Genomic DNA, 25,559 nt, shown 5'->3' with positions numbered 1-25,559 from the left:
GATGATCCTACGACCTCCACTCGCAGCCCACTCGGTCCTGGGGTAGGGACGACGACCGGGGAACTCAGGGCAGGAGCGGGTGGTAGACGACGTTCTCCTCCCGGCCGGGGCCGACGCCGACCACGCTGACCCGGGTACGGCAAAGCTCCTCGATCCGGGCGATGTAGCGGCGGGCGGCGGCGGGCAGCTCCGCCTCGGTCCGCGCCGTGCTGATCTCCTCCCACCAGCCGTCGAGCTCCTCATAGATCGGAGTCGCGTGGTGGAAGTCCGTCTGCGTCATCGGCATCTCGTCGACGCGCTTGCCGTTGATCTCGTACCCGACGCAGATCGGCACCTTCGGCAGGCCGGTCAGCACGTCGAGCTTCGTGACGACCAGGTCGGTGACCCCGTTGAGTCGACACGCGTACCGGGCGACGACCGCGTCGAACCAGCCGCACCGACGTTCCCGACCGGTGGTGGTGCCGTACTCGTGGCCGATCTTGCGCAGGTGCTGGCCGTTGTCGTCGTGCAGCTCCGTCGGGAACGGGCCGGCACCGACCCGGGTGGCGTACGCCTTGCTGACCGCGATCACCTTGGTGATGGCGGTCGGCGGGACTCCCGCTCCGACGCAGGCCCCACCGGCCGTCGGGTTCGAGGAGGTCACGAAGGGGTAGGTGCCGTGGTCCATGTCGAGCATGGTCGCCTGGGCGCCTTCCAACAGCACGGTCTCGCCGCGGTCCAGCGCATCCCAGAGCATCGCCCGGGTCTCGGCGATGTACGGCCGAAGCCGCTCGGCGTAGCCCAGGTACTCCTCGACGGTCGCCTCGACGTCGATCGCCTTGCGGTTGTACACCTTGAACAGCATCTGGTTCTTCTCGCGCAACGCGAGTTCCAGCTTCTTGCGGAGGATCCCCGGGTCGAGCAGGTCCTGCACCCGGATCCCCATCCGAGCGACCTTGTCTCCGTACGCCGGGCCGATGCCCCGGCCGGTGGTGCCGATCCGAGACGACCCCAGGTACCGCTCGACCACCCGGTCCAACGCCCGGTGGTGCGGCATGATCAGGTGGGCGTCGCCGGAGATCCGCAGCCGGGAGACGTCCACACCGCGCTCGGCTAGCCCGTCGATCTCGGCCAGCAACACCTTCGGGTCGACCACCACGCCGTTCCCGATGACAATCTTCGCGTTCGGCGAGAGCGCCCCCGAGGGCATCAGATGCAGCGCATACTTCTGCCCATCCGGGGTGATGACCGTGTGACCGGCGTTGTTGCCACCGGAGTAACGCACCACGTGGTCGACCCGCTCCCCCAGCAGGTCGGTAACCTTGCCCTTGCCCTCATCGCCCCACTGGGCCCCAAGAAGCACGATCGCTGGCATCTTCTTCAGCCTCCAGAAGGCTCGGGTGCCAGGCGGCGACCGGTCGGCGAGCCCGGGGTGTCAGGCTAACAAGAAGTGACAGCGCGGCCGGCAGGGGTTCGCGCGTGAGGTCAGGAGGGCTGCGACCCGTGTACGACGTGGTGCTGCTCACGCTCGGCTCGGAGCGGGACGCGCCGGGCACCTGCGGCAGCGACGGCGCCTGCTGCAGCGAAACCGACAAGACCACCGGCGAGCCGTCGACCGAACGCTGTGAGACCCCCCGCGTACCGGTGCTGGCCTGCGCGGACGCGCTCACCGCCCGGGGCGCACGGGTCGACCTGGTGACCGCCCGCTCCGAGCGGGAAATCGACGAGGTGCTGAGCCGCCTCGATGGCCCACCTCGACCGGACGGCCTCGGCTGGCCCGACCCCAGTTCCCGCACCCGACTGATCGTCGGCACCGCCAGTGACGCACAGTTGCGCACTGTCCTACGTCGCCTCGTCCGGCGGTACGCTCCACCACCGAGCCGCCGCCCGGCGGATCTGCCGGTCAACCGGACGGTGCCGGACCTGCCACCGGTCGGCGTGCTGCCGCTCGACCCAGCCCGCGGTGGCGGTCAACCTCGAGATCTGGCAGCGCAACTCGGGCTGCCCCGCGACCCGGTGGCGGTGGCGGCGGCGGTGTTGGAGGGCACGCCCCGCCGGCTCGACCTGCTGCGCAACGACGCCGGCTCGGTCACGCTGGACGGCGCACTGCTCGGCGCCGCCGATGAAGGGGGCCAGCCGCTGCACTGGCGAGGCCGGGTCGAGGTCGACGACACACTCCTGTCCGCCGGTGACGACCCGCTGCTGGCCTGCGCCATCGGCAACGCCGGTGGGTATGCCCGGCTGGCCGACGTGACTCTGCTCGCCACCCCCGACCCGGGGGACGGCCTGGTCGAGGTCGCGGTGGCCGTCCCGGTCCTCACCTCGTCCCGGTGGGGCCGTCGCCGGGTACGCCTGGAGGTTCGCCGGGCCCGTGGTCGGGCGGTGGCCGTGGTGCCCCGGGAAGGGGCGATCCCGTTCCTTGACGACGGCGCCGAGGGCCAGCTGAAACGGAAACGGTCCTGGTGGACCGAGCCGGGTGCCTGGGCGGTCTGGTCTCCCCGGACCGCCAACCGGTAGGCCCCTCGGTCCGTTCCCGAGGCATATCCTCTCAGCAGGAGGCATGGGGAGGAACCATGGTGGACGAGAACGCCGACCGGTCGTACGCGTCCGGCCAGCTGCCGGCACCGGAGCGGGACATCGAACCCTTGTGGCCGGTGGCCGAGGCCGAACCGGTGTCCTGGTCTCCCGCGCCGGATGACCAGAACCAGCCGCCGTCGCCGCCCGACAGGACGCCGGTCGTCACCGGGTGGACGAGCGTTCCTTCCGACGCAGCGAGCGCCTGGGCGCCACGCCCGGACGGCGATCCGCGCGGCGCGGTAGCCGATGCTCCCCCAGCGCCCCCCGCCCCCAACCTGGTGCCGAATCCCGGCGTCAATCTTCACCAACCGTTCAGCCTCGACCCGACCGGTCCGGCGCCCGGGGCATTGACCGGAGGTAGACCGCCCCCCGAGACACTGACGGAGAGCGGTCCCGCCGGCGACAGAGCCGCCTGGGCTGGCCGCGGCGGCACCTCGACCGAGTCGCCGTGGGGGGCGCCACCGCAACGCCCAGCACCGGAAGAGATCGGCTACGACCCGGGCCAGGCCAGCAACAACCCGAGCCAGGCCAGCAACGACCTGGCCGGCGCCGGCGAGGACCGGCACGGTCCAGCCGGGCCCCCCGGCACGCCCGTTTCCCCCGGCCCGGAGTCTGGCGCGCCGCCAGCGCCGACACTCGAATCGGCCACCGGTAGGGCAGCCGTCCCAACGCCCTACCCAACCGCTGGCCTGCCACCGGCGGGACCACCAACCACCGGCCTGCCACCGGCAGGGCCGCCAACCGCAGTACTGCCACCGGTAGGGCTGGCTCCGGGTCCCTACCCACCAACGCACGGCAGCCCGGTACCTCCGCCGGCCGGGTGGACGCCCACAGGGCAGGCGCCACCAACCGCCGAGGACTTCGCCCGGCGCCGGCAGGTACGCCCGGCGGATCCGATGGCCACCATGGGCGTTCGGGCGATGGTCAACAGAATGGGGCTCCGCCTTCCGCCCGGCCGCCAGGAACAGGAAATGCGCCGCGACGTGGAGATGGTCCGCCGCAACTTCGGCGGGCTGCGCCAGGTGACCGTGGTCAATCCGAAAGGCGGCGCCGGCAAGACGGTGGCGATCCTGCTACTCGCCATGACCTTCGGTCAGAAGCGTGGCGGCTACGTCCTGGCCTGGGACAACAACGAGACGCAGGGCACCCTGGGCATGCGGGCCCAGCAGGACTTCCATGCCCGTACGGTGCGAGACCTGCTGCGCGACCTGAATCAATTCCACGGCTCACACGGGCGGGTCGGGGACTTGTCGCAGTACGTCCGGGCCCAGGGCGAGGGGATGTTCGACGTCCTCGCGTCGGACGAGTCGGCCACCGGCGGGGGGATGCTCACCGCTGCGGCATTCGCGGAGATCCGCGAGGTGGTCAGCCGCTTCTACAAGCTGATCTTCGTTGACACCGGCAACAACGTGCGGGCGCAGAACTGGCAGGCCGCGATCGACGCCACCGATCAGCTGGTGGTGACCATGTCGGCCCGCAACGATTCAGCGGAGACAGCCGCCCGGATGCTCGACCATCTGGAGCAGAGTGGCCGGCAACGACTGGTGCGACAGGCGGTGACCGTCGTATCGATGCCGCCGTCGAGAAAAGAGATCGACCTACCGGCGATTCAGGCGCACTTCGCGGCGCGGACCCGGGCAGTGCTCCTGGCCCCGTACGAGCGGCTCATTGACTCCGGCGAGCCGCTCCGCTACGGGGCGCTCTCGTCGGCCGCCCGGGACGCCTGGCTCAAGATCGCAGCCGCAGTGGCCGAGGGGCTCTGAATCGCCGAGACGAACCGGTGCGCCGGGCTGGCCGCGACCAGCCCGGCGTCGGTCATCCGAGGGTAGGTCAGTCGCTCGCCAGCGCGTCCGCCGCGGCCGGGTCGCAGTCGCGGAGGAACTGGGCACAGCGGGCCGCCTCATCGGCCTCGCCGATGGCGTCAGCCGCCCGGGACAGCACCCAGAGGCACCGCAGGAAGCCCTGGTTCGGCTCATGCGACCACGGCACCGGACCGTGCCCCTTCCAACCGTTTCGGCGTAGCTGGTCCAGGCCCCGGTGGTAGCCGGTGCGGGCGTACGCGTACGCCTGGACCACCTGGTCCGCTGCGAACGCGCGGACCGCGAGCGCGGCCCAAGCGGCACTGAACGTGGGGAAACGTGCCGCCACCGCGGCGAAGTCCTCGTCCGCGCCGCTCTCCTCAGCGGCGGCGATGGCGCGGTCAGCCTCATCGTGCACGGGCAGGAGGGTGGCCGGTGGCTCCGGCAACAGGTTCTGCATCGCCCTATTCAACCCGCTTCCCTCGACATCCCGCGAGCGGGTCGTCTGACCAATCGCACCACGCCGCGCGAACAACCCACCGCCGCCGGCCGGCCGCGCTGCTGGTCACCGACTCCGACTCCGATGCTACGCGGGCAGCCCTCGGGCTGCCGGAGGATGCACCAAGAGCAACGGCCGGCTCCCGGTGCGGGAGCCGGCCGTCGACTACGGCGATCAGGTCACTTCATCCGGGTGCCGGTGGAGCGCAGGTCCTCGCAGGCCTCGACGATGCGGGCGGCCATCCCGGCCTCGGCGGCCTTGCCCCAGACCCGCGGGTCGTACTTCTTCTTGTTGCCGACCTCACCGTCGACCTTCAGCACTCCGTCGTAGTTGCTGAACATGTGGTCCGCGACGGGACGGGTGAAGCAGTACTGGGTGTCGGTGTCGATATTCATCTTCACCACCCCGTAGTCCAGCGACTCACGGATCTCCGACAGGAGCGAACCGGAGCCGCCGTGGAAGACCAGGCTCAGCGGCTTGTCCTTGCCGTACTTGGCCCCGACCGCCGCCTGAATCTGGTTGAGCACCTCGGGACGAAGCTTGACGTTGCCCGGCTTGTAGACGCCGTGCACATTGCCGAAGGTCAGCGCCGCCATGTAGCGGCCCTTCTCCCCCAGGCCAAGCGCCTCAACCATGGCCAGGCCGTCGTCAACGGTGGTGTAGAGCTTCTCGTTGATGGCGTTCTCGACACCATCCTCCTCGCCGCCGACCACACCGACCTCGATCTCGAGGACGATCTTGGCCTTGGCGGCCTCACCGAGAAGCTGCTCGGCGATCGTGAGGTTCTCCGCTACCGGCACCGCCGAGCCGTCCCACATGTGCGACTGGAACAGCGGCTCCTGGCCGGCCCGCACCCGCTCCTGCGAGATGGTCAGCAACGGCCGGACGAACTTGTCCAGCTTGTCCTTCGGGCAGTGGTCGGTGTGCAGGGCGATGTTCACCGGGTACTTCTTGGCGACCTCGTGGGCATACCCAGCGAAGGCCACCGCGCCGGTGACCATGTCCTTCACCGAGGGGCCGGAGAGGTACTCGGCGCCACCGGTGGAGACCTGGATGATGCCGTCACTCTCCGCGTCGGCGAAGCCCTTCAACGCCGCGTTGAGGGTCTGCGAGGAGGTCACGTTGATCGCGGGGTAGGCGAACCGGCCTGCCTTGGCACGGTCCAGCATCTCCGCGTAGGCCTCGGGGGAAGCGATAGGCATGTCGAACGCTCCTTACTTAACGCTCTCGGCCGTCGCCGGCCGCTGTTGTCCATGGGTGCGCCGGACCGCGCTGTCCACCGCCGGCAGTATCCCGCAGTTGATTACGGTCGGCACCACCGGCCCGGGCACGCCCGGTCTCGTCGCCCCTGGTTCGACCCAGCCCAGCGACGCTGATCAGAAAGGTCCGGACCGCCCGTTCGCACCCCGGTGGAGGCCATGCCCCCATCGTGGCACCGGGGCACCACACCGGGGAGGCATTCCCGTTTCCGAACGGATCGGCTCGGTCCACGCCACCCCCCGACGCGGAGCGTGACCAGCCCGTACGGTGTGGGTAGCTGCCCGCACGAGATCCAGGGAGGGACCATGGGCCTACCCGACGAGGACTTCGCCCCGGGCGAGCACCTCACGCCGGACGAGCGGAACCCAGAGGCCGAGCCGGCGGACGCGCTCGAGCAGGCCACGGTGGTCCTCCCGGGCGAGGTGGAGGTCGAGCCGCAGCTCGGTCTGGAGGTCAACGGCTGGGACGCGACGGAGCAGGCCCGGGCCGTCGGGGGCGACGAGGACGACTACCGCTGAGCGGGCGACCGACTGGCCGGGCATCGCGCCCGGAAGCGCAGCCAGACGCAACTGACCAAAAGGTGGATTCAACTCAGTTCTTTAGCTGGCATCGGCCAGCAAGACCTGCTCGGGGCAGCCAGGCGTCGAGAGGTCGATTACGATCCACAAACCGACTTTGGTGTGACCCCCAGCCGAAGGAATTCCATGTTCAAACACCCCACCCGGCGCTGGCTCGCCGGGATCGGCCTCGCCGGCGCGCTCGTCGCCACCGCCACTCCCGCCGCGGCGGCCGAGACCGACATCACGCTCGGTGTCTACTTCGACAACGTCACCCTCGCCGCCGGCTCCGCCGGCAAGGACAGGTCGTCGACCATCTCCGCCTCGGCGCCGGTCACCCTGCAGGACCTGACCGTCCAGTACGACTTCAGCGACCTCGCCGGCAAGGTCGATGTCTCCTCGGCGAGCCTGGGCAACGACTGCACCACCCCGGAACCACATGTGTTGCGCTGCGTCGAACCCCTTGCCCAGCACATTGAGGACAGCCGAGGCGCCTACAGGGTGCTTCTCGTACCCATCGCCGCCGCCGCGAACGGCGACGAGGGGATGCTGAAGGTCAGCTTCAGCGCCAAGGGCTTCTCACCGGTCACCCATGAAGCGACAGTACGCGTCGGCACCGGCGTCGACCTCGTCGCCGGGGCAGAGCACGAACTCTCCGCCGCACCCGGTGAGACGTTCACGGAACCGCTGACGGTCAGCAACATGGGCGAGGTCACCGCCGACGGGGCGGTCGCGTTCTTTGACCACGACTACGGGATCCGGGCCGACCAGCGCTTCAGCAACTGCAACTACGACGGCGACCATCTGGTCTTCTGCCGCTTCGATGAAAAGCTGACGTCAGGGGCCAGCTACAGCGCCCCCCTCACCCACACGCTCGGGGCGGACACCTACGCGCCGAGTTCCTTACACGGCAATGTCTACTGGCAAACGCCGGCCGAATTCGAAGCCTACGAGGCGCGTCTGCACCACCTGGGTATCTCCCTGGGAGAGCCCGGCACCGGTGGGAAGCTCACGCTGACCGAACAGAACCGCACCCAGTCGGCTCGGGAGCCACAGGCCGATACCGACCCGTCGAACAACTGGTCCTATATATCCATCTCGGCCACCGGGGAAAACGGCACCGACCTGGAGGCGATCGGCGCCGAGCTCTCGGGGGAGAAGGACGCCGAGATCCACGCGACCATCGGCTTCCGCAACAACGGTCCGGCCACCCTCAACTACAGTCGACCCGGATCGTCGGTGACCTACCTTGAGGTCGACATCCCGCAGGGAACCACGGCGGTCGGAGTGCCCGACAACTGTGCCCCGATACAAGGCGACCAACTGGGCGACCGGGGTGAACCGGGGGCAGCGAAATACCACTGCTACGCCCCCATCATCAGCAAGGTGGGCGAGCAGGAGACGTACGACTTCACCCTCCGGATCGACGAGGTCATCGCGGATGCTGCCGGCGCGGTGCGGGTCAACGTGCCCTGCCAGTGCGACGGCGGCTTCTACGACGACATCAAGCCGGCCAACGACGAGGCCGCGATCCTGGTCAATGCGAGCGGCGGCAGTGGGGGCGGCGGTGACGGTGCCGACCCGAGCCTGCCGATCACCGGTGACTCCACCCTGCGGGTGGTTGGTCTCGGCGGCCTGCTGCTCGCCATCGGCGCGGCCGGCTTCGTGGTCGCCCGCCGCCGGCGGAACAGTTTCGTCGCCTGATCTACCCAGCAGCACCGCGCTGCCCCGTCAACCTGCCCGGTTGGCGGGGCAGCGTGCATGAGAGCGCATTTCTGGGCGGCTTAGTCCGTGCCGGTGGCGCGCGGCGGCTGCTTCTCCGGCGAAGGTAGCCCCAACCGGCGGCGTGGGTGCAGCTCTGACGTCAGGCATCGGACAGACCGGGCTGCCACCTAGACTACGGACATTCCCGTCGCCGCTGGCGACATCCACCGCCCGGCAGCCCCACGGAGGTCACCGCGTGCCGACGCCCACCACTACCCTGGCTCTCGGGCCGGACTGGCTCGATCCCGAGGTCCTGATCTCGACCTTCGGCCTGCTCGGCATCCTGGTGATCGTCTTTGCCGAGTCGGGGCTACTGATCGGCTTCTTCCTGCCCGGTGACTCGCTGCTCTTCACCGCCGGCCTACTCACCGCCGACGGGAAGTACATCACCTGGCCGCTCTGGCTGGTCTGCCTGCTCATCACGCTGTCGGCCATCGCCGGTGACCAGGTGGGGTACGCCTTCGGGCGCAAGGTCGGGCCGGCGCTGTTCCGGCGGCCCAACTCGAAGCTGTTCAAGCAGGAGAACCTGCTGAAGTCGCACGAATTCTTCGAGAAGTACGGGGCCCGTTCAGTAGTCCTGGCCCGCTTCGTGCCGATCGTCCGGACGTTCACCCCGATCGTGGCCGGGGTCAGCCGGATGAACTACCGCACGTTCGTCATCTACAACGTGATCGGCGCGATCCTCTGGGGCACCGGCGTGACGGTGCTCGGCTACTTCCTCGGCCAGATCCCGTTCGTGAAGGCGAACATCGAACTGATCCTGATCGCGATCGTGGGTCTCTCGGTGGTCCCCATCGTGGTCGAGTTGCTGCGAGCCCGTTGGGCGGCGAGGCGCGGCACCACCGCGGCGGAGCGGGCCGCTGCCGAGGAGGCGATCCGGGAAACCCGGGAGCACTACGGCAAGCACTGACCTGGCCAGGGCGCGGCACCGAGTGGCCGTGCCCCGGTACCCTGCGGTGCCCGCGCTCGAAGCGGCACGTCTGAGGGTGCGCCCCGTCGCGCGACGGGGCGCTGTGTCGGCCGCGGCGCCACCCCTCGGCGCACCCCGAGTCGCGCTCCGACCGGCGAGCTGTCAGCCAGCCGGCCGCAATCCGCGAAACCGACCGTCCGACGCCACCCGCTCGGAGGGCGTCGGACGAGCGGTACGGTCAGCGCGCCTTCTTGCCGGCACGCTTACGCGGCGGCGTCAGGAGGTCGGCGATCGTCGCGATCGCGGTCGGCACCAGCCGGTAGTACGCCCAGACGCCGCGCTTCTCCCGCTCCAGCAGGCCAGCCTCGGTGAGGATGCGCAGGTGATGGCTGACCGTCGGCTGGGAGAGGCCGAGAGGCGCGGTGAGATCACACACGCACGCTTCGCCCTCCGGGGCCGACTGGATCAGGCTTAGCAGCCGCAGTCGAGCGGGGTCGGCAAGGGCCTTGAGGACCCCGGCCAGCCGCTCCGCGTCTGCTCGTTCGATTGGCTCGCCGGCAAGCGGCGAGATCTGAGGCATTGTCATTTCCGCCAACGCAGTTCCCACGTATTCCATCCTTCCACCAGCAGCATTGACTCGCCTGCATATCGGCGAATCCAAATCGGCAGACTTTTACGCCACAAGGCCGAGGTCAGCCAACGTATAGGCCGCCCGGTACGGCAGTCCGGCGGCTCGCACCGCGGCGCCGGCACCTCGATCAACAATAACCGCTACCCCCACCACCTCGGCCCCGGCCTCACGTAGGGCCTCGACAGCAGTCAACACGCTCTGACCCGTGGTGGAGGTGTCTTCCACCGCAAGCACCCGGCGCCCAGCCACGTCGGGCCCCTCGATCCGGCGTTGTAGCCCGTGCGCCTTGCCGGCCTTACGGACTACGAAGGCATCCAGCGGACGGTCGGTACCGGCGGTGGCGTGCAGCATCGACAGCGCGACCGGGTCGGCGCCGAGGGTGAGCCCACCCACCGCGTCGTACGCCCAGTCGGCGGTCAACTCCCGCAGCACCCGGCCCACCAACGGTGCGGCCTCGTGATGCAGCGTTACGCGTCGCAAATCCACATACCAGTCCGCCGCACGCCCTGAGGAGAGCACCACTCGACCATGGACCACTGCCAGGTCGGTGATGAATTTACGCAGGTCGTCGTGGTCCCCCATGGCGAAGAGGGTACTGCTCGATGCTGGGAGCTGTGTGTCGGGGCGGCCTAGGTCAACCCTGCGGGCGATGTGACAGCGGGCGATATATCGCCACGCTCCGCAACCGGAACGGTCGTCGGCACCGCCGACGGCCGTTCGGGCCCATCACTGTTCCCCGCGGCTAACCTGCCCCCGGGCGTCCTGCGAGAAGGCCTCCACCAGCCGCCGGGGCGCGTGCCGTATCGCCGCCACGAGCAGCTTGTACTTCCACACCGGGACACTGACCAACTTGCCTTTTCGCAGGTCACGCAGAGATTCAGCGACGACATCCTCCGCCCGCAGCCACATCCACGCCGGCGTCTTCGATCGGTCGATACCGGCTCGATCGTGGAACTCGGTCCGGGTGTAGCCCGGGCAGAGAGCCATCACCTGGACACCGAACTCCCGTACCGACAGACCGACCGACTCGGTGAAGCTGGTCACCCACGCCTTGCTCGCCGGGTACGTCGAACCGGGCATGACCGGCCCGAACCCCGAGACCGAAGAGACATTTATCACTGCCCCACTGCGCCGCTCGGCCATCGGCTGGACGGCGGCGAGAGTGAGCCGCATCACTGCGTGCACGTTGAGCCGGAGCAGACGCGCCTCGTCCTCCGGCGACGACCGCAGGAACGGCGTGTTGAGGCTGATCCCGGCATTGTTCACCAGCAACTCGACCGGAGAACCCGTGGTGAGCCGGCGCTCCACCTCCGCGCAGCCATCGTCGGTGGACAGATCGGCGGAGATTGTCTCGACCTCTCGGCCATGCTGGGAGGTCAGCTCGGCGGCGACCTCCCCCAGTCGGGCCGCGTCTCTGGCAACCAGCACCAGGTGCCAACCTTCCGCGGCCAGTTGGCGCGCGAACTCCGCGCCGATGCCGGCCGTCGCACCGGTGATCAAGGCACGCCGCTCGGTGGTCGGCTGGTCACTCGACACGTGCGGCTCACCTCGGAGGGTACGGGGGCACATACGGCCCGTGCGGGGAGGGAACGGGCCGGCGGAACCAGGTGGCTGCTGGCGGCAAGGCCAGCAACGTTGCTACCACAAGGTAACCGAGCACCTGCCCAACCGAAAGACCTGCGCCGAGCGAGATCCACCAGTCCGGGTACGCCTCGGGCAGCTGGGCGAGAAGCTCGATAGTGGAGCGGTCGTCGGCACCCGGCTGCATGGGGAAAGCCCGCATCCCGCCCAGGACGGTGAGCCCGCAGCAGCCGGCGAGCACTCCCAGCCCGGCGACCACCCAGGTCACTACCCGCGCACCGGAACGGCCAGTGCGCACCGTCCCAGCGAGCGCAGCCAACAGCACCCCGGCGAGCAGACTGACTACCGCGCCGGCCACTGTCCAGACACTGACCAGCAGGACTATCGCCTCGACCTCATCCGACGAGGCCGCGCTTCCCGCCGCCGACCGGAAGGCGTTGACCGTACTGAACAGAACGAACAGGCCGGCAACAGCGTATGCGATGGCGACCACCGCCATCAACGCCAGCAGCACGACAGCCGCGGTCACCGCAGCGGGGCGGCGGGCCGGTTCGGGGTACGACACGACTGGTCCCTCCGGTAGGCGTCGGGTTGCACGCTATCCGGAGGGACCAGTCGTGTCGCGTTCTCCGGCGGGGAGGTCGCCGGGCACTAGCGGCTAGCCGTGCCCGCCGGACTGCCCGCCGCCACTGGAGTCTGACGATCCCGGGTTCCCCGAGGAGCCCGAACTCCAGTCGCCCCCCGAGGAGCCCGACTGGCCCGAGGAGCCTGCACCCGGATCGGCCTGCGGATAGCCAGACTGGCCCGGGGCCGGGGGATACGCCGGACCCCCCGGGGCCTGCGGATACCCCGGACCACCCGGAGCCTGCGGATACCCCGGGGCCTGCGGATACCCCGGACCACCCGGGGGCATGGGGTAGACGGCGCCCGGGACCGGGGGCTCCCACTGCTGCTGCGGCTTACGGAAGAACTCATTCGACTTCGGCAGCGCAAGCAGGATCAAGCCCACCAACAGGGCGATAGCGCCGAGCGTCGAGGCCAACACCGGTTGGTGCCAGGCTGGTAGGGCTTCCTCCAGCCGAAGGTTGACTTCCTCCTGGCTGACCACGTCGCCGGAGACCTCGCTCTCCACGGCGCTACCCGCCAGTCCAATCCCCATGCAGCAGAGCGCGATACCGCCGACGACCCAGGTGACGATCCGGGCCGGGTTCATCCCCCGGTTGTTGAGCAGGGCGAGAACAACTAGTCCGACCGCGAAGAGCAAGCTGAGCGCGCTTGCCGCGGCGATCACGAACACCGCGAAGCCCTCGGTACCCTCGGCTTCGGTACCGGCGTAGGCGTCCCGGATGATCTCCTGGAACTCGCCCAGGACGGTGAGCATGACGACTGTGTCAATCAGTGTCAGGGCGCCATAGAAAATAAGCAGGTAGCTGGAAATGGTGACGATGCCCGGACGCACCCGTACGGGCTGTTGCGGATTTACCACGAGTCTCCTTCCCTCATTCGCGCCCACACCGTACGGCCTCGGGCCAACACCGACGGTACGAGGATCTCAGTACCCGCGCCATTCGGCACGCGCGTACTCGAGCACTCGGGGTTGCAGTAGCGTTGATGCCGGCATGTTGACTCGACGCCGGTCCGGCGGGAAAACCTCGGCGGCGGCCAGCGTGGCCGGGTTCAGAAAGCGCAGGGTTGGCGCGTCGCTCGGTACGGCCAGCATTGGCGGGGTCTCCTCGGGTGCGGCGAGCAGAAAACCCCAGTCACCGAATGAGGGAACGTCCACATGGTATGGCGTGGTGGCGAATCCGGCCTCCCGTAGTGACGCCTCAATGGACCAATACGACCGGGGTGCAAAGTACGGGGAGCCGGCCTGCACGACCAGCCGACCCTCGGTGGCCAACGCGTTGCGGACCAGCGTGTAGAACTCCACCGAATAGAGCTTCGCGGTAGCCGTCTCGTCTGGGTCGGGTAAATCGGCGATTATCACGTCAAATTGCTCGGCAGTGGAGCGCAGCCACCCGAACGCGTCGGCATACAGAACCCGCACCCGAGGGTCATCGAGCGAACCGCCGTTGAGCTGCCGCAATCGCGGCTCTGTGCGGGCCAACGCCACCACCGCCGAATCCAGGTCGACCACGGTGATCCGGCGGACGTCCGGGTAGCGCAACAGCTCCCGAACCGCGAGTCCGTCACCGGCGCCGAGCACAAGCACCTCACCGCGCGAACCAGCGAGCGCCGGATGCACCAGCGTCTCGTGGTACCGGTACTCGTCGACCGAACTGAACTGGAGATCCCCATTGAGGAAGAGGCGCAAGTCGGTCCCACCGCCGGGCTCGGCCACCGACCGGGTGAGGACGATTTCTTGGTAGCGGCTTCGCTCCGCGTGCACCACCGGATCGCGATAGAGCTGTTGACGGGCGGTCACCTCAAAATCATGGGCGGTCAGCCACGCGTACCCGAGACAGACAGCGACCAGCACGGAGCCGGCGGTTAATGCCATCCGCGCCCGGCCGCTGAGTTCTCGCCGAAAGACGGTGAAGACCAACGCCAGGCCGGCGACCGCGTTCACCCCGCCGACCACAAGCGCGCCCTTGAGCTGGCCGAAGAGCGGCAGCAGCAGGAACGGGAAGGCCAGGCCGCCGAGGAGGGCGCCGACGTAGTCGGCGGCGAACAGGTCGGCAACCGCGCTGCCGGCCGCCTGCCGGCGAATCCGTTGCAGCAGCACCATCAGCAGCGGGATCTCCGCGCCGATCAACAGTCCGAGCACGAAGGCGGTGCCGACCAGGGCCGGCAGATACAGGTTCAGCCAGGCGAACGCCGCGTAGAGGCCGAGTACTGACAGGCCACCGAGCAGCGCCAGGGCCAGCTCGATCGCGGCGAAAGCGGCGGCGGCCCGCGACTGCAGCGGCTTCGCGGCGAGGGCTCCCACGCCCATCGCGAAGACCATGACCCCGAGCACGATTGACGCCTGCCCGACCGTGTCGCCGATCAGGTAGCTGCCGAGCGCGACCAGGGCCAGTTCGTAGACCAGGCCGCAGGCCGCGCAGACGAACACCGCGGCCAGCACGGCAGCGCGAGCCGGTCGCCACCGGACCGGCGCGTCCACGTCCACCGTCACGCCCGCTCCACCGTCCGCACCGAGGCCGCGCCCGCACCGCGCCCGTTGGCAACCGCCGCCTCGCCGCGCCTCCGACGCCACTGAACCAGGCCGACCACGACCAGCAGCACGGCGATCAGAAACATCCCGGTGGCCCCGATCAGCCAGCCTGAGCGGTCCCGCCATAGATCGCTGCCGGCTGCCGGCAGCGGGCTCGGCGCCTCGGCGGGCTCGCTCGGGATCGTCGGCTCCGGACTGGCCACCCCGCTCTCGACAACGAGTAGTGGAAGACTCACCGCGGCCCGCATCGCCGCCCATCCGGGCTCCTCAACGAAGGTCGCTTCATCGAGGCCGAAACGGGACAACCCAGCCACCAATCCGGGTAGCTCGGGGAAGAATTCGGACGACCCCTCGACCGCCACCGTGGCGTAGTCCTCGGCCTCGCTGCTCTCCGGGGTGTAGACAACGGTCGCGGCGACCCGTAGCCAGCGGGGGCACCGCGGGTGGTCGACCACCGAGATGCCGGCACCGAGATTCGAGCCGACGCTGACCACGTCCCCCTGCTGGAGCTTCCAGCCGTAGCAGATGCCCTGTTGCTCGGCGGCGTCATGCAGGAGGGCCACGGTGTCGTTCCGCTCGATGGTGGCGGACGGCGACACGACGGTGCTCTCACTGTCGGTCAGGGCGACGACGACCGGAATGACGACGATGACCGCCAAGGCGATGGCACCCCACACCAACCCGCCCCGCTCGTCGGACCTCCGCGGCTGCGCCCCCGGGGCCATCAGCTGATCGCGGCGGCGATGATCGCGCCGGCAGCGAGGTGGATGGCGACGGTGACCCAGACCGCGGGGTGCGGTTCCGGGTCGACGAGGATCTCGCCCAGCCGCCCGGGGGTAGCGAGATCCAGCAACAGGAACGCGGCTGCCATGATGACCAGGCCCAGGAGCCCGTAGGACGCCGCCCCGACCAAGCCGACGACGAAGTCGTCCTCGCTGGCGGCGATCGCGGCAACCACGATGATGCCGACGCCGAGCAGATTCGAGGCGAGCAGGAGCGCGGCGTTGCGGTTGCGTTCATTCCAGATCAGCTGATTGAGCCGGCCCGGGGTGGCCAGGTCAACCAGGCCGTAGCCGACGCCCATCAGAGCGATCCCGACTACTCCGTAGGCGAGGGTGAGCAGCAAGTCGGTGACGAGGGTCTGCACAGGGGTGCTCCAGAGTTCGTTCGGTCGGCGAAGGTCCTACTTGCCAGTGCCCGGGCCACCACCCCGGACGGTGTTGCCCCGACCCCAGCCCCAGTGACTACCGACCTGGGAGTAGTAGCGCGGGTACGCGGTGGTAAGCCGTTCCAGGAGGATCAGTGAGCCAGCGGCGACCGGCCGGATCACCACCGAGTCATCGTCGTAACGCAGGTAGACGCCGGTGCTGTCGATGTATTGGTCCGCCGGCTGCCAGGCGTCGGTGAGCTCCTGGGCCACCTGGCTCGGTTGTTTCGTCGAGCTGTAGGCCAATGCCTCGCGGCCGAGGTCGTGCGCGGCGGCCCGCTGGTAGTGATCCTCGACGAAGCCGCGCGGGGAGAAGCTGCCGTAGCTGATGGCGACGGCCACGACCAACGCGCCGAGGAGAGCGAACGCCACCCCCACCACAAACCAGCGCCGATACGTCACTGCGGAGTCACCACCGTCTCAGTCAGGACCAGCTCCCTGGTCTGCGGGTACGCGTGCCAGGTGCGCCAACCGAGGGCGCCGCCCGATAGGTCCGGACGTACCGCCAACGCGGTCACCGCGTCGGCGTCACCGGGGAAGACCCCGACCAGGGCGTACGGGTCGTCGGCCAGGTCGGCGCGCAGCGCCGCCACCCGTTCCCGCAGGCCCTCGTCGCCGGTACGCAGCACGGTGGCGGTGAACCGGTAGCCGGTGGACTCGTCGTGGACCCGATCGGGCAGGTCGGGGCGGTGACCGGGCAGGCACGCCACGGTCTCGGTCAGCGTGGCACCGGGGGCACGCAGCACCACCTGATGCGAGGCGCCGAGCAGGCGTAGCCGCACCTGGACCGCGCCAGGCAGGTCGACCTGAAGCACGTGCAGGGCGGGGCGCAGGGCACCGCCGAGCGTCAGGCTGAGATCGGCGGCGCAGGTGTCAACATAGGGAGCGACCAGGGTGACGAGCACTCAGGCCACCTCGCCCCGCGGATAGATCATCACCTCGGAGCGGTGTAGCTGCTCGCCCCGGGCCACCTCCCAGCCCGCCTCGCCGTACGCCTCGAACGACAGCCGCGCTCCACCGGATGCCTGGTAGTCGTGGTAGCGCAGAGTGCCACTCGGGTCGAGCGTGGTGGCGCCGACCGCGGTGTAGCGGGCCTGGCCGGACTCGCTCCAGCGGTAGCGGCGGCCGGCGAAGTCGATGGTCGGCGCCCCAGGAGTGATCGTCGTGCCGGGTTCAGCCGCCCAGAGCACCAGTTCCAGCTCTGGATCCTCCGCAACGGAGAGCCAGCGCCGGGTGCCATCCGCGTCGTCGAGCAGGTGTTCCGTCCAGCTCCACGCGCCTTCCACCAGGCGGACGGATCCACGAACCACGTACGTGATGCCGCCGGAGAACTCGACGAGATCCCCGGGCTTGAGCCGCCGCGGGTCGCCCCGAAGGGCATCCACGTCGCGATCGTGCAGCGGATCTTCGGCGACCGGCGCACCGAGTGGACGGCCGCTGGTCCGGCGCTGCACCCATGCGGCGACCGCCACCCCGGCTGCCACCACCAGGCAGCCCATCGTCGCCAGCAGATACGCCACCGACCCGTCCACCGGCCACCTCCCCAGGTATGTCGACCGGAGACGATAACAACCCGGTGCACCTCGGGGCGCTGGCAAGCAGCCGCCCCTTGGTGCAGAAGGGGGTCTAGGCGGCAGTCACGGTGAGGGCGTCCTTGCCGTCCGTCAGGCCCACCCGAACAGTGTCACCGTCGCGGATTTGACCGGCCAGCAGAGCCTTCGCCAACTGGTCCCCGATGGCGGTCTGCACCAGGCGACGCAGCGGGCGGGCACCGTAGACCGGGTCGTAGCCGTGCTCGGCGAGCCACCCCCGAGCCGGCTCGGTGATCTCCAGGCCCAGCCGGCGGTCGGCGAGCCGGCGGCGCATCCGGTCCAGCTGAATGTCCACGATAGCCCGCAGCTGTTCGCCGTGGAGGGCGGCGAAGACCACGGTGTCGTCGAGGCGGTTGAGGAACTCCGGCTTGAAGTGCGACCGGACCACCGCCAGGACGCCCTCGCGGCGCTGCTCCTCCGGCACGGTGAGGTCACCCACCACCGACGAGCCGAGGTTGGAGGTGAGGATCAGGATGGCGTTGCGGAAGTCCACCGTCCGGCCCTGGCCATCGGTGAGCCGGCCGTCGTCGAGCACCTGGAGGAGGAGATCGAAGACGTCCGGGTGGGCCTTCTCCACCTCGTCGAGGAGGATCACCGAGTACGGCCGACGACGTACCGCCTCGGTGAGCTGACCGCCCTCCTCGTACCCGACGTAGCCGGGTGGGGCACCGACGAGGCGGGCGACGGAGTGCTTCTCGCCGTACTCGCTCATGTCGATTCGGACCATCGCCCGCTCATCATCGAAGAGGAACCCCGCGAGCGCCTTGGCCAACTCGGTCTTGCCGACCCCGGTCGGGCCGAGGAAGAGGAAGCTGCCGGTCGGGCGGTCCGGATCGGCGATGCCGGCGCGGGCCCGCCGGACCGCGTCGGCGACGGCGCCCACCGCACGGTCCTGGCCGACCACCTGCTCGCCCAGCGACTCCTCCATCCGCAGCAGCTTCGCCGTCTCACCCTCTAGCAGCCGGCCGGCGGGGATGCCGGTCCAGGAGGCGACCACGGCGGCGATGTCGTCCGCGCCAACCTCCTCCTTGAGCATCGCGCCGTCGGCCTGGAGCCGAGCCAACTCCTCCGCCGCCTGGGCCAGGTCGGCCTTGAGCGCCGGGATCCGCCCGTACCGCAGCTCGGCGGCGCGCTCCAGCTCGCCGTCGCGCTCGGCCCGCTCGGCCTCCCCGCTGAGCCGCTCCAGGTCCTCTTTGGCCGTCGAGAGGCGGGTGATGTGCTGCTTCTCGGTCTGCCAGCGCGCGGAGAGGGCGGTGAGTTGCTCCCGTTTGTCGGCTAGTTCCTTGCGCAGCCGCTCCAGCCGCTCGACGGAGGCGGGGTCCGCCTCCTTCGCCAGCGCCATCTCCTCGATTTCGAGCCGGCGCACCGCCCGCTCGATCTCGTCCACCTCGACCGGCCGTGAATCGATCTCCATCCGGAGTCGGGACGCGGACTCGTCAACCAGGTCGATGGCCTTGTCGGGCAGGAACCGGTCGGTGATGTAGCGGTCAGACAGGGTGACGGCGGCGACCAGCGCACCGTCGGTGATCCGCACCCCGTGGTGCACCTCGTACCGCTCCTTGAGGCCCCTCAGGATGCCGACGGTGTCGGTAATGGTCGGCTCGCCGACCATTACCGGCTGGAAGCGGCGTTCCAGAGCCGGGTCCGACTCGATGTGCTCGCGGTATTCATCCAGGGTGGTCGCGCCGACCATCCGCAGCTCACCCCGGGCCAGCATGGGCTTGAGCATGTTGCCGGCATCCATCGAGCCCTCACCCTTGCCCGCGCCGACGACGGTGTGCAGTTCATCCAGGAAGGTGATGACCTGGCCATCCGAATTCTTGATCTCCTCGAGGACGGACTTCAGCCGTTCCTCGAACTGACCCCGGTACGACGCGCCAGCCACCATCGCGCCGAGGTCCAGGGAGACCAGCTTCTTGTCCCGTAGCGACTCGGGGACGTCGCCGGCGACGACCCGTTGGGCCAGACCCTCGACGATCGCGGTCTTGCCGACGCCCGGCTCACCGATCAGGACCGGGTTGTTCTTGGTCCGCCGAGACAGCACCTGGATCACCCGACGAATCTCGGTGTCCCGGCCGATCACCGGGTCGATTCGGCCGTCCCGCGCGCTGGCGGTCAGGTCAACGCCGTACTTCGCGAGGGCCTGGTAGGTCTGCTCCGGGTCGGCGCTGGTGACTCGGCGGTCCCCGCCCCGCACGGCCGGGAACGAGGCCACCAGGGCCTCCTCGGTGACCCCGGCGGTCCGGAGCGCCGCCGACACCGCACCGCCCACCTGGGCCAGGCCGGCGAGCAGGTGCTCGGTCGAGGTGTACTCGTCACCGAGCGGACGGGCGATCTGTTCGGCGGCGCCGATGGCATTGACGAACTCTCGGGCCAGGGTTGGCTCGGCGACGCTGGACCCGCGCGCGACGGGTAGCGCAGCTACCGCGCGTTCGGCGGAGCGGCGCAGGTCATCGGGGTCGGCTCCGGTGGCGCGCAGCAGGCCGGCCGCGGTTGATCCCGCGGTGTCCAGCAGGGACAGCAGCAGGTGCCAGGGCTCCACAGTGGCGTGCCCGCGCTGACCGGCGAGGGCGACGGCGCCGGCGATGGTCTCGCGACTCTTCGTGGTGAGACGTTCGGTGTTCATGGGCTCCCCCGGGTCGGCGTGTCCACTAGTACGGACACTGCCAAAGTTGAGCCCATTCCGCTCAACTTTGGCTGTGTGAAGTAAGTCACCCGTTCGGGTATCCCGCTGACACTGACCCGCATCCCGCTCGATCATCTCGACCCGACGCGCGCGGTAGCCTTAGTCACGTGCGAGTACGTGTCGAACAGACTGCCCTTCCGGGGATCGGTGTCCGCCACGATCTGATGACGGAGTCCGGACGGCGACTCGGGGTGGTTTCCCACCGCAATGGCCGGCGAGACCTCGTTCTCTACGACCCGGATGATCCCGACGCCTGTCAGGCCGACATTCCGCTGACCGACGACGAAGCCGAGGCACTCGCCGACATCCTCGGTGCGTCGCTGCTGCTCGGCCAGCTCTCCGGGCTGCGGGAGCAGGCCGCTGGGCTGCTGACCGAGCAGGTCGCCATCCCCGCGGCCTCGTCGTACGTGGGCCGCAAGCTCGGCGACACGAAGGCGCGTACCCGCACCGGTGCCTCGATTGTGGCGGTGCTCCGCCATGGCGAGGTGATCGTCTCCCCAGAACCCTCATTCCGCTTCGCGGCCGGTGACGTCGTAGTCGTGGTTGGGACTCGACAGGGTCTCGACGGGGTAACCGCCATCCTCGCCGACGGCGATCCGGACGGCTGAGGCGGATGCACGACACCACCACACTGCTCATCGAAGTCGGTGCGCTGCTATTCCTGCTCGGACTACTCGGCCGGCTCAGCCGACGGATCGGGCTCTCCCCTATCCCCCTCTACCTGCTCGCTGGGCTCCTCTTCGGACACGGCGGAGTCTTCGGATTCAAGGCCAGCGAGGAGTTCTTCGCGATCGGCGCCGAAATCGGCGTAATCCTCCTGCTGGTCATGCTCGGCCTGGAGTATTCCGCCAGCGAGCTGGTCGGCAACCTCCGCGCCGCGGCACCGGCCGGGCTGATCGACGGGCTGCTCAATGCATTGCCCGGCGCCGCCTTCGCACTGCTGCTCGGCTGGGACTGGGTAGCGGCGATCGTGCTCGCCGGAATCACCTGGATCTCGTCCTCCGGCGTGGTCGCGAAGGTCCTCAGTGATCTGGGCCGGCTCGGCAACCGGGAGACCCCGGTGGTGTTGTCGGTGCTGGTCATCGAAGACCTGGCGATGGCGTTCTACCTGCCGCTGCTCACCGCCGTCCTGGCGGGGGCCGGGCTGGTCGCCGGCGGCGCCGCGCTCGCCGTCGCGGTCGCCACGGTGCTGGTCGTGCTGGTGGTCGCGATCCGGTATGGCCGGACCATCTCGAACGTCATGTCGGCCCGTGATCCGGAGGCGCTACTCCTGGGCGTGCTCGGCCTGACTCTGCTGGTCGCCGGCGTGGCCGCGAAGCTCCAGGTCTCGGCCGCGGTCGGCGCGTTCCTGGTCGGCATCGCGATCTCCGGACCGGTCGCGCACCACGCCACCGAACTCCTGACGCCGCTGCGGGACCTTTTCGCCGCGGTGTTCTTCCTCTTCTTCGGGCTGGTCACCGACCCGCGCGACATCCCGCCGGTGCTACTGCCGGCGCTCGCGCTGGCGGTGGTGACGATGGGCACGAAGACACTCACCGGGTACCTCGCCGCCCGACGGGCCGGCATCGCCGAGCCCGGTCGCTGGCGCACTGGGCTCACCCTGGTACCGCGCGGAGAGTTCTCCATCGTCATCGCCGGGCTGGCGGTGGCGGCCGGAAGTGTCGATCCACAACTGGCCGCGCTCGCCACGGCGTACGTGTTGATCACCGTGGTTGTCGGGCCGACGCTCGCCCGGGTGCCCGACCTCGACTGGTTCAAGGGCTGGCTGCGACAACGTGCCGCGAAGCAGCAGGCCCGGCCGGTGCCCGTCGGGGACTGATCCGCCCGTCTCGGTGGCCTGCCGGCGCAGGCCACCGACGGGTCGGCCGGCCCGTCGGTGAACGAATCTGCCACGGCTAGGGCTACCGCCGTCGGCATGCTCACGTTACCGTTTTCGCCCAACAGCGGGAGGGGTACGCGGGGCCGTCGCCCAGGTCGAGAGCGGAGGGTTGGCCGGTGAGCGCGCAGGATCCGACGTTCCACGGCTTCGCGAACCCGGTTGACCCGTCGCCGGCGGAGCTACGAGCCTGGGCCTACCACCCCAACTCGGTGCCACTGGCCTCCATGCCGCAGGACTGGGACCTCCTGGTCTCCGGCAACGGGCTGGTAGCCACCCTCTTCGACCTGGCGATGGATCCGGCCTGTCCGGCCCGCCGCTTCGCGCTGCACTGCCTCTACATCTATGCCGCAGACGGAATCCGAACGCGGTTTCGTGCCCACCCGAAGCGGCGCTTCTGGAAGCTGGTGGAGCGGGCCGAGCGGGAGGGGGACGAGCTGATGCGGACGTGGGCGCAGAACAGCCGTACCCTGCTGGCCCAGCCCGATGTTTTCGTCTACCGCGACTGGTGCGAGGGGGGACTGGTCCGGGAGAACCGCCGCCTCCCCTGACTGGATGGGCCGGGACCCCCCGTGGATCCCGGCCCGCCCATCGGCCGACCGGCTCGGTCAGCGACGCTGATGCTGGTCCGCAGGGTGCTCCTGGTCGGTGCCGGAGTCACCCGAATCCGCGAACCGTCCTTCCTTGATCTGGTCGCTGAACCTTCCCTCAGTGAGCTCGTCGAACCGCTTTCGGACCGCCTCGGCCACCTGCTCGAGGCTCTCCTCCGCCTGCTGGGCGAGACTCTTGGCTAAATCCGCCATGATCCCCTACCAGTGAAGTCCGATTTGTGTGGATTTGTGAGCTGATCCTGAGATTAGCTGACCCGGCTACCCCACGGGGGCCGAACCCCAAATCTGGCGCGGCTCACCGCTCCGGGTTCCGGCGGGGACGCCAGACCACCAACGCGGTGGAGGTACGGCTGGCGGGCACCAGATCGCTGCCGGGGAAACGGGCCACCGCCTCCAACTCGGCGATTCGGCGGTACGCGGCCTCCAACTCCACCTCTAACCGGGCCACCCGCTGCTGCGCCTGCTCCAGCAGCCGCTCCAACCCGATGATCCGTTTCACCCCGGCCAGGTTGATGCCGTCGTCCTGGCTGAGCCGCTGCACCTCGCGGAGCAGCACCACATCCCGGACGCTGTATCGACGACCGCCCCCGGCCGCCCGGCCGGGCTGCACCAGACCAAGCCGGTCGTACTGGCGCAACGTCTGTGGGTGCATGCCCGCCATCCGGGCAGCCACCGAGATCATCAGTACCTTGGCCTCGTAGGCAGGGTCATCCGCGCCGACGAAGTTGTCCGCCATCCCCGCTCACCTCCGCGTGCACTTCACCGAGCCCGCCGCCCGGTCAGCTCCCCCGACGCACTCGCGCGTCGAGATGTTCCCGAGCAGCCGGCGGGGTCTGGGCAACGAACGTCTCCAACGCCGCCCGCGCCTCCTCCGACAGCTTCGCTGGCACCACCACCTCAAGGGTGACCAACAGATCACCGGCCCGTCCATCCGTACGGACCACCCCCTTGCCCCGGGCCCGGAGGACACGTCCACTCGGCGTGCCCGGAGGCACCCGGAGAGTTACCGCGCCATCGAAGGTGGGTACCCGGAGATCGGTGCCGAGTACCGCCTCCGCGAAGGTGATCGGCACCGACAGCGTCAAGTCCTCACCGGCCCGTCCGAACAGGTCATCCGGACTGACCTTGACCTGAATGAACAGGTCACCGGCGGGTCCGCCCCGCGCCCCGGGCTCACCCCGCCCGGCCAGCCGGATCCGCTGGCCGTCGGCCACCCCGGCGGGGAACCGCACGTTCAACGTCCGGTTCTTGGTGACGCCGCCGGTGCCTTGGCACTCCGGGCACTTCTCGTCCACCACCGTGCCGACGCCCTGGCAGTCCGAACAGGGCTCAGAGAAGCTGAACGAACCCTGATTACGGGTGATCACGCCGGCGCCGCGACAAGTCGGACAGGCACGCGGCTGCGTACCAGGCTTCGCACCGTCACCGCGACAGGTGTCACACACCCCCGGTGTCCGCAACGTCAGCGGCAGGGTCACCCCACGAATCGCGTCGTCGAAGTCGAGCGCGACCTCCGTCTCCACGTCCCGGCCGCGCGCCGGGCCACGCGATGCAGCCCCGCCCCCACCCGAGAACATCGAACCGAACAGGTCCTGAAACCCTGCCCCACTGAACCGTCGGTCGCTGCCGGCCGCGCCACCAAACAGGTCGCCAACATCGAATGGCACCCCGCCGGGCTGGCCCGCTCCACGGGCGTTACGCCGAAACGCGCCCGAGCCGAACAACGAACGCATCTCGTCGTACTCCCGACGCTTCGCGTCGTCGCCGAGCACCGTGTACGCCTCGGAGGCCGCCTTGAACCGCTCCTCGGCCGACGCGTCGCCAGGATTGCGGTCCGGGTGCGACTCGCGCGCCAGCTTCCGGTACGCCTTCTTGATCTCCTCAGCGGAGGCGGCTTTGCCCACTCCAAGGGCGGCGTAGTAGTCCTTCTCGATCCAGTCCTTGGAACTCACCGGTCCGCCCCCTTCCGTCGAGTGATCGTCCCGCCCGCCCCGGTCGGGCAGGCGGGACGATCATGCCGTCGTGTCACCCGTTCACTCCGGGTCGGCGACTCCGACCAGCGCCGGCCGCAGCAACCGCTCACCCACCAGGTAGCCCCGCCGCATGACCTGTACGCAGGTCGGCTCGGTAACCTCGGTCGAGGTCTGGTGCGTCACCGCCTCGTGCTGGGTCGGGTCGAACGGGTCGCCTTCGGCACCGAACGGGGTCAACCCGAACTTGCCGAGCGCGGTGGTGAGCTGCTCCGCTACCGATCCGAACGGCCCCACCAAGTCGCCGTGCTCACGAGCCCGGTCCAGGTCATCGAGGATCGGCAGCAGTGCGGCGAGCACCGAGCCGGTGGCCTGCTCAGTGACGAGCGCCCGGTCTCGGTCGACCCGCTTGCGGTAGTTGGCGTACTCCGCGGTCACCCGCTGGAGGTCCCGAGTCCGCTCATCCAGATCCACCCGCAATGCCTCCAACTCCGCACCGAGTGAAGTCGCCGTGGCGGCGTCAACCGGCTCGGTCGGCGCGTCCACCACCGGTGGGCTATCGGGCGTCCCCTCGGTGGTCTCGGCCTGGATCTCGTCAACCACGACATCCGCCTCCTCGACCAGCCCTGCTGCCGGGACATCCGACCCGGCGTCGGTGGCGGCCGCGTCGTCCGAGCCGGAGCCCGCCGCGTCCGAGGCGGTACTCGCCGCGTCCGAGGCGGTGTTCGCCGCGTCCGCGGTGGATTCCCCGTCGGCTGCATCCGAGCCAGAGCCCGCAGCGTCGCTGATCTTGCGGTTGTCACGGATCACGACCCGCGGCTCCGCACCGGCCTCGCCGGCGGAGGCGGAGCCACCCGGCACCGACCCGGCGTCCGGGTCGGTGGCTCGTGGCTTGTCCGTCAT

Annotated in this window: 27 protein-coding genes; 8 read left to right on the top strand and 19 right to left on the bottom strand. The window is 69.5% G+C overall.

The window, feature by feature from the left end:
- Positions 1-64 precede the first annotated feature (64 nt).
- Positions 65-1,354, bottom strand: coding sequence for an adenylosuccinate synthase (locus tag B116_RS0115105; protein WP_018723702.1), 1,290 nt, complete (start codon positions 1,352-1,354; stop codon positions 65-67).
- A 128-nt stretch (positions 1,355-1,482) separates the two neighbouring features.
- Here B116_RS0115105 and B116_RS0115100 point away from each other — a divergent pair, with 128 nt between their 5' ends.
- Both B116_RS0115100 and B116_RS0115095 read left to right on the top strand, forming a co-directional pair.
- On the top strand, positions 1,483-2,496 hold the full coding sequence (locus B116_RS0115100) for a hypothetical protein (RefSeq protein WP_027660563.1): 1,014 nt from the start codon (positions 1,483-1,485) through the stop codon (positions 2,494-2,496).
- Positions 2,497-2,552: 56 nt separating this feature from the next.
- A complete protein-coding gene (locus B116_RS0115095) occupies positions 2,553-4,319 on the top strand; it encodes a MinD/ParA family ATP-binding protein (RefSeq protein WP_027660562.1) in 1,767 nt (588 codons plus the stop codon).
- A 67-nt stretch (positions 4,320-4,386) separates the two neighbouring features.
- Here the strand turns inward: B116_RS0115095 and B116_RS0115090 are convergent, their stop codons facing one another.
- Together B116_RS0115090 and fbaA are read right to left on the bottom strand one after the other, a co-directional pair.
- Entirely contained in the window at positions 4,387-4,815 is a 429-nt protein-coding gene (locus B116_RS0115090; protein WP_018723698.1) for a DUF3151 domain-containing protein, read from the bottom strand.
- Positions 4,816-5,033: 218 nt separating this feature from the next.
- Positions 5,034-6,056, bottom strand: coding sequence for a class II fructose-bisphosphate aldolase (gene fbaA, locus B116_RS0115085; RefSeq protein ID WP_018723697.1), 1,023 nt, complete (start codon positions 6,054-6,056; stop codon positions 5,034-5,036).
- A 363-nt stretch (positions 6,057-6,419) separates the two neighbouring features.
- Between fbaA and B116_RS0115080 the strand changes: the two genes are divergently transcribed.
- From B116_RS0115080 to B116_RS0115070, 3 genes are all read left to right on the top strand, one after another.
- Positions 6,420-6,632: a hypothetical protein gene (locus B116_RS0115080; RefSeq protein WP_027660561.1), complete on the top strand. Its 213-nt coding sequence runs from the start codon at positions 6,420-6,422 to the stop codon at positions 6,630-6,632.
- Positions 6,633-6,818: 186 nt separating this feature from the next.
- A complete protein-coding gene (locus B116_RS0115075) occupies positions 6,819-8,375 on the top strand; it encodes an LPXTG cell wall anchor domain-containing protein (protein WP_027660560.1) in 1,557 nt (518 codons plus the stop codon).
- Between the two features lie 256 nt (positions 8,376-8,631).
- On the top strand, positions 8,632-9,345 hold the full coding sequence (locus tag B116_RS0115070; RefSeq protein WP_018723694.1) for a DedA family protein: 714 nt from the start codon (positions 8,632-8,634) through the stop codon (positions 9,343-9,345).
- 238 nt (positions 9,346-9,583) lie between these two features.
- Here the strand turns inward: B116_RS0115070 and B116_RS0115065 are convergent, their stop codons facing one another.
- From B116_RS0115065 to clpB, 12 genes are all read right to left on the bottom strand, one after another.
- Positions 9,584-9,961: an ArsR/SmtB family transcription factor gene (locus tag B116_RS0115065; RefSeq protein ID WP_025618262.1), complete on the bottom strand. Its 378-nt coding sequence runs from the start codon at positions 9,959-9,961 to the stop codon at positions 9,584-9,586.
- Positions 9,962-10,018: 57 nt separating this feature from the next.
- Positions 10,019-10,558 carry an orotate phosphoribosyltransferase gene (locus tag B116_RS0115060; RefSeq protein ID WP_018723692.1) on the bottom strand — a complete coding sequence of 180 codons (540 nt, stop codon included), beginning with the start codon at positions 10,556-10,558 and terminating at the stop codon, positions 10,019-10,021.
- 144 nt (positions 10,559-10,702) lie between these two features.
- Complete coding sequence (locus B116_RS0115055) at positions 10,703-11,512, bottom strand: SDR family NAD(P)-dependent oxidoreductase (RefSeq protein WP_027660559.1); 810 nt, start codon at positions 11,510-11,512, stop codon at positions 10,703-10,705.
- 7 nt (positions 11,513-11,519) lie between these two features.
- Positions 11,520-12,122: a hypothetical protein gene (locus B116_RS0115050; RefSeq protein WP_018723690.1), complete on the bottom strand. Its 603-nt coding sequence runs from the start codon at positions 12,120-12,122 to the stop codon at positions 11,520-11,522.
- A gap of 93 nt (positions 12,123-12,215) precedes the next feature.
- Positions 12,216-13,016, bottom strand: a complete 801-nt coding sequence (locus B116_RS27520) for a hypothetical protein (protein ID WP_033667645.1) — start codon at positions 13,014-13,016, stop codon at positions 12,216-12,218.
- 93 nt (positions 13,017-13,109) lie between these two features.
- Positions 13,110-14,669, bottom strand: coding sequence for a polyamine aminopropyltransferase (locus tag B116_RS0115040; RefSeq protein ID WP_188116034.1), 1,560 nt, complete (start codon positions 14,667-14,669; stop codon positions 13,110-13,112).
- Positions 14,670-14,671: 2 nt separating this feature from the next.
- A complete protein-coding gene (locus B116_RS0115035; protein ID WP_027660557.1) occupies positions 14,672-15,391 on the bottom strand; it encodes a hypothetical protein in 720 nt (239 codons plus the stop codon).
- A gap of 47 nt (positions 15,392-15,438) precedes the next feature.
- Positions 15,439-15,861 (bottom strand): DUF350 domain-containing protein, encoded by a 423-nt coding sequence (locus B116_RS0115030; RefSeq protein WP_018723686.1) that lies wholly within the window; start codon positions 15,859-15,861, stop codon positions 15,439-15,441.
- A gap of 36 nt (positions 15,862-15,897) precedes the next feature.
- Complete coding sequence (locus B116_RS0115025; protein WP_027660556.1) at positions 15,898-16,323, bottom strand: DUF4247 domain-containing protein; 426 nt, start codon at positions 16,321-16,323, stop codon at positions 15,898-15,900.
- Positions 16,320-16,826, bottom strand: coding sequence for a DUF2617 family protein (locus tag B116_RS0115020; RefSeq protein ID WP_027660555.1), 507 nt, complete (start codon positions 16,824-16,826; stop codon positions 16,320-16,322). Before B116_RS0115020 ends, B116_RS0115025 begins: the two co-directional genes overlap by 4 nt.
- Entirely contained in the window at positions 16,827-17,453 is a 627-nt protein-coding gene (locus B116_RS0115015) for a DUF4178 domain-containing protein (protein ID WP_027660554.1), read from the bottom strand.
- A gap of 94 nt (positions 17,454-17,547) precedes the next feature.
- Entirely contained in the window at positions 17,548-20,139 is a 2,592-nt protein-coding gene (gene clpB / locus B116_RS0115010) for an ATP-dependent chaperone ClpB (RefSeq protein ID WP_027660553.1), read from the bottom strand.
- A 167-nt stretch (positions 20,140-20,306) separates the two neighbouring features.
- On the opposite strand from clpB, the gene B116_RS0115005 reads away from it, so the two are divergent.
- The 3 genes from B116_RS0115005 (at position 20,307) to B116_RS0114995 (ending at position 22,626) form a co-directional block, all read left to right on the top strand.
- Complete coding sequence (locus B116_RS0115005) at positions 20,307-20,807, top strand: cation:proton antiporter regulatory subunit (RefSeq protein WP_018723681.1); 501 nt, start codon at positions 20,307-20,309, stop codon at positions 20,805-20,807.
- Positions 20,808-20,812: 5 nt separating this feature from the next.
- Positions 20,813-22,018: a cation:proton antiporter gene (locus B116_RS0115000; RefSeq protein ID WP_027660552.1), complete on the top strand. Its 1,206-nt coding sequence runs from the start codon at positions 20,813-20,815 to the stop codon at positions 22,016-22,018.
- Positions 22,019-22,194: 176 nt separating this feature from the next.
- Positions 22,195-22,626, top strand: a complete 432-nt coding sequence (locus tag B116_RS0114995; protein WP_018723679.1) for a hypothetical protein — start codon at positions 22,195-22,197, stop codon at positions 22,624-22,626.
- Positions 22,627-22,683: 57 nt separating this feature from the next.
- Here B116_RS0114995 and B116_RS0114990 read toward each other — a convergent pair whose 3' ends face one another.
- The 4 genes from B116_RS0114990 to grpE all read right to left on the bottom strand — a co-directional run bounded on the left by B116_RS0114990 (position 22,684) and on the right by grpE (position 25,559).
- Positions 22,684-22,878: a hypothetical protein gene (locus B116_RS0114990; protein ID WP_018723678.1), complete on the bottom strand. Its 195-nt coding sequence runs from the start codon at positions 22,876-22,878 to the stop codon at positions 22,684-22,686.
- Positions 22,879-22,981: 103 nt separating this feature from the next.
- On the bottom strand, positions 22,982-23,422 hold the full coding sequence (locus B116_RS0114985; protein ID WP_018723677.1) for a heat shock protein transcriptional repressor HspR: 441 nt from the start codon (positions 23,420-23,422) through the stop codon (positions 22,982-22,984).
- Between the two features lie 43 nt (positions 23,423-23,465).
- Entirely contained in the window at positions 23,466-24,638 is a 1,173-nt protein-coding gene (gene dnaJ / locus B116_RS0114980; RefSeq protein WP_027660551.1) for a molecular chaperone DnaJ, read from the bottom strand.
- A gap of 81 nt (positions 24,639-24,719) precedes the next feature.
- Positions 24,720-25,559, bottom strand: a complete 840-nt coding sequence (gene grpE / locus B116_RS0114975) for a nucleotide exchange factor GrpE (RefSeq protein ID WP_027660550.1) — start codon at positions 25,557-25,559, stop codon at positions 24,720-24,722.

This window comes from Salinispora fenicalii, from assembly GCF_000514815.1.
GTDB classification, from domain to species: domain Bacteria; phylum Actinomycetota; class Actinomycetes; order Mycobacteriales; family Micromonosporaceae; genus Micromonospora; species Micromonospora fenicalii.
This window is presented reverse-complemented; position numbering and strand designations above follow the sequence as displayed.